This window comes from Lentzea sp. (genome assembly GCF_035525475.1).
Taxonomy (GTDB): Bacteria; Actinomycetota; Actinomycetes; order Mycobacteriales; family Pseudonocardiaceae; genus Lentzea.
On record NZ_DATLEC010000155.1, the window covers coordinates 1 to 7426 of the forward strand.

Consider the following 7426-nt stretch of genomic DNA (forward strand, 5'->3'; position numbering starts at 1 on the left):
GCGCGTCGACGAGGACTTCACTTCGGACTAGGAGCTGTTCGGTGTTCGGGTTCTTCTTCCAGATGTTCCTGCTGTGCGCGGGAGCCTTCCTGGCCGGCGTGGTGCTGACCTGGCTGACCATGCGCACGCGGGAGACCCCGGCGCCCGCGGCGCCTCTGTCGATCATGGAGGAGCATCCGGCCGCCGCGCCCGCGATCAAGGCGAACTCGCGCACGATGATGTTCCACACCCCGGAGTCGCCGTACTACAAGCGCATGAAGGGCGACGCGTTCTTCCACTCGCCGGAGGACGCGCGTCGCGCGGGCTACACGATGTGGACGCCCCGGCCGCGGGTGCCGGCGGGCGCCTGACGCCGGAGCCAGGCGTCAAGGGCGAGGTAGTCGGCGTCGGTCAGCCCGAGGCGCGGATCGACCGCGTGCAGCAGCGCCCGGGAGTGGTGCCGCCCGACCCAGGCGCGGTCCTTCTCCCCGATCTCGTCGTCGACCCAGGCGAACGGCCTGTCGCCCGCCAGCGCGACCAGGCGGCGCGTCTTCCAATGCAGGCCGCGGCGGGCGTCGGCGTCCTCGGTCGCCGGGTCGTCAGGCCAGGTGGCCACCGGCAGTTCCGGCAGGCCGAGCAGGGGCGCGATCTCGTCGTTCGCCTCGTCCATCCAGGTCGTGGCCCAGATCAGCTCGCACGGCAGCGCGGCCAGGCGCGGGCCGTGCCTCGGGTCGAGGCGCGCGAGGCCGGGCGTGCCGGCGACGCCGTGGCCGAAGGGGAGCAGCGGGCCGTCGACGTCCAGAAACAGGATCGGCCTCACCGCGCCGCCACCCAGTCCGCGTGCGTGGTCCGCGTCATCGACAGGTCCGCCATGCCGCGCACGGTAGGCGCACCTCGTAGGCTTGGTCACGTGATTGCCGATGTGATCAAGCCCGGACTGGACGTGCTCTTCTGCGGCATCAACCCCGGCCTCGTCTCCGAGGCGACCGGGCACCACTTCGCCCGGCCCGGGAACCGGTTCTGGCCCGCCCTTCATTTGTCCGGTTTCACGCCGCGGCAGTTCGCGCCGGGAGAGCAGGAGCAGCTGCTCGAACTGGGGCTCGGCATCACGAACGTTGCCGCGCGGCCCAGTGCCCGTGCCGACGAGTTGACAATTGACGAATTGCTTCAGGGTGGTGCCGAGCTCGCGGAAAAGGTCGAGCGGTATTCACCGGGGGTTCTCGCCGTGCTCGGCGTGACGGTGTACCGGGCGGCGTTCGGGCGCAAGAAGGCGCAGGTCGGGCCGCAGGTCGAGACCGTGGGCGGGGCGCGGGTGTGGTTGTTGCCCAATCCGAGCGGGTTGAACGCGCACTACCAGCTGCCGGCTCTCGCGGAGGAGTTCGCGAAGCTCAAAGCGAGTCTCTAGGCGCGACAAAACTTCACATTCATGCGCACTGAAAGTGCGAGCGGACGAAAGTTCTCTGGTCTGGTTGTATCCAGAACTGCGTCCATTAGAGTGCTCTTCACCCGGAAGTGGAACTCGGCCGTACCGGCCTGCGTCAAAATCTGGCAATGCCGCGCGAAACATGGTGAATCTTCAACACTGGTGGGGGCACGCAGTGGAGATCAGGATTCTCGGGCCGGTCGAGCCTTCGGTGCCGCCGAAGCCCGCGCAGATCTTGGCCGTGCTGGCGGTCGAGTGCGGGAAGATCGTGCCGGTCGAGCGGCTCATCGACCTCATCTGGGGTGAGGAGCCGCCTCCCCAGGCGCGCAAGTCGCTGCAGGTGCACATCTCCAGCCTGCGCCGGGCCGGTCTGCCGGTCGAGCACAGGGCGGCCGGGTACGTGCTCAACGCCGAGCCGGACCACGTCGACCTGCACCTGTTCCGCAAGCTCGTGTCCAGGGCCGGCGACGAGGCGGACCTCGAGGTCAAGGCCGAGGCGCTCACCGAGGCGCTCACGCTGTGGCGCGGCACGCCGGTGGTGTTCGCGCAGACGCTCGACGTGCAGCGGCTCGCGGCCGCCGAGGCGCTGGTCGACGCCGAGCTCGCGCTCGGGCGGCACGCGGAGATCGTCGAGAGGCTCGGGATCTTCGTCGCCGAGTACCCGCTGGCCGAACGGCTGCGCGGCCAGCTCATGACCGCGCTCGCGCGGGCAGGGCGGCGCGCGGACGCCATGCGGGTGTTCCGGGAGACGCGCAAGGTGCTCGTCGACGAGCTCGGGGTCGAGCCCGGTGAGCAGCTCCAGCAGCTCTACCGTGACGTGCTGGAGGGCGCGCGGGACAACCGCCGCAACTACCTGCCGCGCGACGCCGGCGACTTCACCGGGCGCGCCGCGGAGCTGGGCCGGCTGCTCGACAGCGACGGTGGCGTGTGGTGGATCGAGGGACCGGCGGGCGTCGGCAAGTCGGCGCTGGCCGTGCACGCGGCGCACCGGCTCGCCGACCGGTACCCGGACGGGCAGCTGTTCGTGGACCTGCACTCGCCGTCCGGGGCGCTCGACGCCCTGCTCCGCGCGATGGACGTGCCCACCGGGCGGATCCCGGAGTCCGCGGAGGAACGCGCGGCGCTGTGGCGTGCGACGGTCAACGGGCGGCGCGTGGTGATCGTGCTGGACGGCGTCACGAGCGTGTCGCAGGTCAGGCCGTTGCTGCCGGGCAGTCCCGGCTGCCTGACGCTGATCACCAGCCGCAGCCGGTTGTGCGGGCTCGAAGGCGTGCGCCGGATCCCGCTCGACGTGCTGAGCAGCGACGAGGCCGTCACGCTGCTCAAGCGCATCCTGGGCGACGACAGGGTGTCCGACGAGCCCGACCAGGCGCGGGAGGTCGCGCGGCTGTGCGGCTACCTGCCGCTCGCGGTGCGGATCACCGGCGCGCGGCTGGCCGGGCGGGCGCACTGGCCGGTGTCCAAACTCCTCAAGAGGCTCTCCAGCGAACGCAGCAGGCTCGACGAGCTGGTCGCCGACGACCTCGCCGTGCGGTCGAGCCTGGAGCTGACCTACCGGGCACTCGGCGAGAACGTCCGCGACGCCTACCGGGTCTTCGGGTTCCTCGGGATGCCGGAGCTGCCGAGCTTCCTGTGGGCGCACCTGTTCGACGAGGACGCGCTCGACCAGCTCGTCGACGCGCGGCTGCTCGACGTCATCGGCAGCGCCCGGTACCGGATGCACGAGCTGGTGCGGTTGCACGCCCGCGAGCTCGCCGAGGCCGAAGACCCGCAGGCGCGACGGGAAGACGTCGTGCGCAGGGCCGTCGTCGCCGCTCTGTCCACTGTGGATGGGCTCACCGAGCACCTCTTCCTCGCCGTGCCGCGGTTCCAGGACTTCCTGGGCGTCGTCACGGCGGCGGCGCGCCCGACCGACAAGGACGCCTGGTTCGCGCGCGAGGAGCCTCTGCTCGTCAAGCTCGTCGAACGCGCCGCGGAGCTCGGTCTCGCGGAGATCGCGTCCCAGCTGGCGGAAGTGCTGGTGTTCGCGTGGTTCGGCCTCAGAAACCGTTACGAGGCCTGGGAACGAACACACACAGCAGCGTTGGAAGCCGTGTGGAAGACGGGCGACCTGAGGCTCGAAGCCGTGTTGCGCTGCAGCCTCGGGCAGATGCACTACAAGCGCGACAACCTGGTCGAGGCGCGGTCGTGGTTCGAGACGGCGCGGACGTTGTTCGTGAACATCGGCGACAAGCACGGCGAGGCCGTCGCGATCAACGGCATCGGCATGGTCTGCCGGGAGCTCGGTGAGTACCCGCGCGCGCTGGAAGCGCTGGGCAGGGCCCGCGAGCTGCTGGAGTCGGACGACCCGGAAGGCGTCGCGCACGCCCTCTACGGAATCGGCTCCATCAAACGGGAACTCGGCGACGACGACGGCGCCTTCGAGACGCTCGCGGCCGCGGAGGCCGGCTACCGCGCGGCGAGGAGCAGACGGGGTGAGGCGCTGGCGGCCCGCGGGATCGGGCTCGTGCACCGCGCGCGCGGCGAGTTGGACCTCGCGGAGGAGCACATCCGGCGCGCCCACGAGATGGTGACGGGAACCGGGGACGACCTGCTCGGCTGCTACACGGCCCAGGCGTGGGCGAAGGTGTTGCTGCGCAAGGGTTTGCTCGACCCGGCGGAGGAGCTGCTGCGGCAGGCCATGGACGGCTGCCGCGACGTGAACGACCGGTTCGGCGAGGCGCTCGTCCGCCGCACGCTGGGGGAGTGGCGGCTCGTGGCGGGCGACTACGCCGGCGCTCGGGTCGTGCTGACCGAGGCGATCGCGGCCTGGAACGACCTCGGTCTTCCGCTGTGGCGCGCCAGAACGCTGCGCGACCTGGGCGCGGTCCACGCCTGCCGGGGGGATGTGGCAGGCGCGGACCGCTGCTGGGACGAGGCCGCCGGGCTCTTCGCGCGACTGGGCACCAGGGAGTCGGGGGAGGTGCGCCAGTGGCACGCCCAGTGGGGCCTCGCCATCAGCTGACCGGACCGCTCAGCCGCTGATCTTCTTGTACTTCCACGGCGCGTAACCACCGCTCTTCAGCGACGAGACGGACACGGTCTCGTGGTCCATGTCGGTCGAGGTGCTGCCTTCTTCGTAGATCCACGCGGACGTCTTCGCGGAGTTGGCCCACTTCTCGAACAGCTTCACGTGGCCGTTGCGCAGGATCATGTCGCCCGGCTTGAGGTTCGCCCAGGAGATCTTGGTGGCGACCTCGTCCAGGTTGCGCGTGTTGCGGCTCGTGGTGAGCTTCCACGTCATGGACACGAACCCCGAGCAGTCCGTGCGGTACTTCTTGCCCTTGTTGATGTCCCAGGCGTACGCGGACTGGCTGTAGGGGACCTTGCGGGTCCACCAGTCCTTGGCCCGCTTGATCACCTCGGTGCGGGTGATCGTGCCGCCGTACCCGGCCGCGGCCTGGACCTGCGAGACGCCGACCTCCTGCTCGGCGGCGCCCTCAGGGGAGGCCTGGGCGATGCCGCTCAGACCTCCCAGCAGCCCCAGGGAGATCGCGGTCGCCGCGACGGCGTGGCGAATGCGCATTGTTGCTCCGATCGACTTGCAGTGGTGATGACCGGAACTGTCCACTGAGGCGCCAAAGAACGGCCTAAGACCGATTTAGGCGTCCCTTTACCGCCCCTCCCTAGCTTCTCGGCACCTTGCTTCGGGCTATAAGGAGAGAGCACATGTTCGTTCGCACGGTCGCAGCTGTGATCGCGATGTTCGCCGCTCTGCTGATGGGCGCGTCGATCGCGTCGGCGGCTCCGGCCAAGTACACCCACGCGCAGGCCACCGCGCAGCTGAGCGCGGCCGGCATCAGCTGGGCCTCGAGCGGGAACTGCAGCAACCGCAACCAGTCGAACTGCACCTCGTTCGACCAGATCAACCAGACGACCATCGCCGGCGCGAAGACGCTCAAGAGCGCGTCGGGCTGTTCGCTGACCATCACCGGCGGCACGGAGACCGGCCACGCGTCGGGCACCTACTCGCACTGGAACGGCTACAAGGTGGACTTCCGCCTGAACAGCTGCCTCACGAACTACGTCAAGAGCAAGTTCTCGTCCATCGGCGGCAACAAGTGGAAGTCGAACGCGGGGAACATCTACTACCTCGAGTCGAACCACTGGGACGTCACGTACCACAGCTGCGGTTGCTGACCGCACTCTGTTGCTGAACCCAGGGCGGGGCCGGTAGTAGTTGTCGGGTGACCACACTCGGCGCTGTCTACCGGCCCCAGCTCCCGCCAGAGAACCTGCGTTCCGTCGTCCTCGCCGCCGAGGAGTCCGGAGTGGACTCGTTGTGGCTGTGGGAGGACTGCTTCCTGGAGAGCGGCATCGCCGCCGCATCGGCCGCCCTGGCCTGGACGTCCCGGCTGAAGGTCGGCGTGGGACTGCTGCCGGTGCCGCTGCGCAACGTCGCGCTGACCGCGATGGAGGCCGCGACGCTCGACCGGTTGTTCCCCGGCCGCGTCACGATCGGCGTCGGGCACGGCGTGCAGGACTGGATGGGGCAGGTCGGCGCGCGGGTGTCGTCGCCGCTGACGTTGCTGCGCGAGTACACCCACGCGCTGAGGGCGCTGCTGTCCGGTGAGCGCGTCACGGTGGAGGGCCGGTACGTCAAGCTGACCGGCGTCGCGCTGGACTGGCCGCCCGCCGCGCCGATGCCGATCTACGTGGGCGGGCTCGGCGTGAAGACGCTCGACCTGGCCGGCGAGGCGGGCGACGGCACGATCCTCGACGCGTCGGCCGACCTGGACAGGGTCCGTGCCGTCAGGGCGTCGCGCGAGCACCCCCTCGTCGTCTACGTGGAGACCGACTCGCGCGACCGCGCGTTCGTCACGGACCTGGTGTCGCGGGTGGCCGAGGCGGGCGCCACCAGCGTGATCCTGCAGCAGTCCGCCGCGAGCGAGGACCCGGAAGGGTTCGTTCGTTTCGTCGGATCACTCGATGGAGTGAGTGCACAGCACGCTGGATAACGGCGGATTCCTCCTTGCGATGGAACGGGCATGGACCTTTACCGCTGTTCGGGGAGGTAGACGTGCTGCGCCACCGCACTGACGAGTCCGCGGACCACCGGGCGCGGCTCGACCTGATCCACGCCGAGATGAAGGCGCTGATCAAGGCCGGTGCCGCGGTCGAGGGTGGCGGGCAGGTCACCTGGAACGGCTCGGACGCCACCGGACGGCGGCTCGTCGAGGACTGGTCGGCGCTGATGCTCCGCTCGTACAACGGCGAGGCCGAGAACTGCCTGCGCATGCTGCGAGCCGGCGGTCTGGACGCGGCCCGCCGGCGGCTCGACCGCGCGGCGTCGGCGATCGACCGGCTCAGCGGCACGTTCGCCCTCCGGATCGCACCCCGCTACCAGGCCCTGAGGGCCTCCGAGCTGGAGCTCACCGCCGACCACCTGCGCCGCAGGGCCGAAACCCGCCGCACCCGCCGGATTGCCTCCTGACACAGCGGGTACCTCCGGGGTGTGGCTGAGGTTTCCCTGGAAGTAGAAGCTCCGATCGACGCCGTGTGGGCCGTGCTGGCCGACGGCTGGTCCTACGCGGGCTGGGTGGTCGGCGCCTCGCACATCCGCGACGTCGACGCGGGCTGGCCCAAGCAGGGCGTACGGATCCACCACAGCGTGGGCCCGTGGCCGTTCACCATCGAGGACGTCACCGAGGTGGTGCGGTGCGAGCCGAACCGCCTGCTGGAGCTGGACGCGCGCCTGTGGCCCGCGGGTGCCGCGCGGATCACGTTCACCCTGACGGCGCGGTCGGAGTCGCTCACGGAGGTGCACATGGCGGAGCGGGTCGTGCGGGGTCCGTCGACGCTCATGCCGAACGTCGTGCAGGACGCGCTGCTGACTCCGCGCAACCGGGAGACGTTGCAGCGGCTGAACGCGCTGGCGAAGGGCCGCGCGTCCGGGTAGCGGCAGTGCCGTGGAGCCGCCGCGGCGGCTCCACGGCACTGCCGCTACCCGGACGCGCGGCCCTTCGCCAGCGCGTTCAGCCGCTG

General features: G+C 70.3%; 9 protein-coding genes. 7 read left to right on the forward strand and 2 right to left on the reverse strand.

What is annotated here, in order from left to right; translation table 11 throughout:
* Window positions 1-41 precede the first annotated feature (41 nt).
* A complete protein-coding gene (locus tag VM306_RS25995) occupies window positions 42-350 on the forward strand; it encodes a hypothetical protein (protein WP_325519626.1) in 309 nt (102 codons plus the stop codon).
* On the opposite strand, the gene VM306_RS26000 is transcribed toward VM306_RS25995, so the two are convergent.
* Window positions 305-799, reverse strand: coding sequence for an HAD domain-containing protein (locus tag VM306_RS26000; protein ID WP_325519628.1), 495 nt, complete (start codon window positions 797-799; stop codon window positions 305-307). The genes VM306_RS25995 and VM306_RS26000 overlap by 46 nt on opposite strands.
* Before the next feature lie 51 nt (window positions 800-850).
* On the opposite strand from VM306_RS26000, the gene mug reads away from it, so the two are divergent.
* Both mug and VM306_RS26010 read left to right on the forward strand, forming a co-directional pair.
* Window positions 851-1384, forward strand: a complete 534-nt coding sequence (gene mug, locus VM306_RS26005; RefSeq protein WP_414672455.1) for a G/U mismatch-specific DNA glycosylase — start codon at window positions 851-853, stop codon at window positions 1382-1384.
* Between the two features lie 193 nt (window positions 1385-1577).
* Entirely contained in the window at window positions 1578-4406 is a 2829-nt protein-coding gene (locus VM306_RS26010; RefSeq protein ID WP_325519632.1) for an AfsR/SARP family transcriptional regulator, read from the forward strand.
* A 9-nt stretch (window positions 4407-4415) separates the two neighbouring features.
* On the opposite strand, the gene VM306_RS26015 is transcribed toward VM306_RS26010, so the two are convergent.
* Complete coding sequence (locus tag VM306_RS26015; RefSeq protein WP_325519634.1) at window positions 4416-4967, reverse strand: NlpC/P60 family protein; 552 nt, start codon at window positions 4965-4967, stop codon at window positions 4416-4418.
* A 143-nt stretch (window positions 4968-5110) separates the two neighbouring features.
* Between VM306_RS26015 and VM306_RS26020 the strand changes: the two genes are divergently transcribed.
* From VM306_RS26020 to VM306_RS26035, 4 genes are all read left to right on the forward strand, one after another.
* Window positions 5111-5581 (forward strand): hypothetical protein, encoded by a 471-nt coding sequence (locus VM306_RS26020; RefSeq protein ID WP_325519636.1) that lies wholly within the window; start codon window positions 5111-5113, stop codon window positions 5579-5581.
* Between the two features lie 47 nt (window positions 5582-5628).
* On the forward strand, window positions 5629-6399 hold the full coding sequence (locus VM306_RS26025; RefSeq protein WP_325519639.1) for an LLM class flavin-dependent oxidoreductase: 771 nt from the start codon (window positions 5629-5631) through the stop codon (window positions 6397-6399).
* 62 nt (window positions 6400-6461) lie between these two features.
* Entirely contained in the window at window positions 6462-6875 is a 414-nt protein-coding gene (locus tag VM306_RS26030) for a DUF4041 domain-containing protein (RefSeq protein WP_325519641.1), read from the forward strand.
* A gap of 21 nt (window positions 6876-6896) precedes the next feature.
* Window positions 6897-7340, forward strand: a complete 444-nt coding sequence (locus VM306_RS26035; protein ID WP_325519643.1) for an SRPBCC family protein — start codon at window positions 6897-6899, stop codon at window positions 7338-7340.
* Window positions 7341-7426 lie beyond the last annotated feature (86 nt).

Bases quoted from the DNA above. Each gene is read 5' to 3' on its own strand.
- mug (WP_414672455.1), top strand. From the start codon at position 851: ATGCCGCGCACGGTAGGCGCACCTCGTAGGCTTGGTCACGTGATTGCC.
- VM306_RS26015 (WP_325519634.1), bottom strand. From the start codon at position 4,967: ATGCGCATTCGCCACGCCGTCGCGGCGACCGCGATCTCCCTGGGGCTG.
- VM306_RS26020 (WP_325519636.1), top strand. From the start codon at position 5,111: ATGTTCGTTCGCACGGTCGCAGCTGTGATCGCGATGTTCGCCGCTCTG.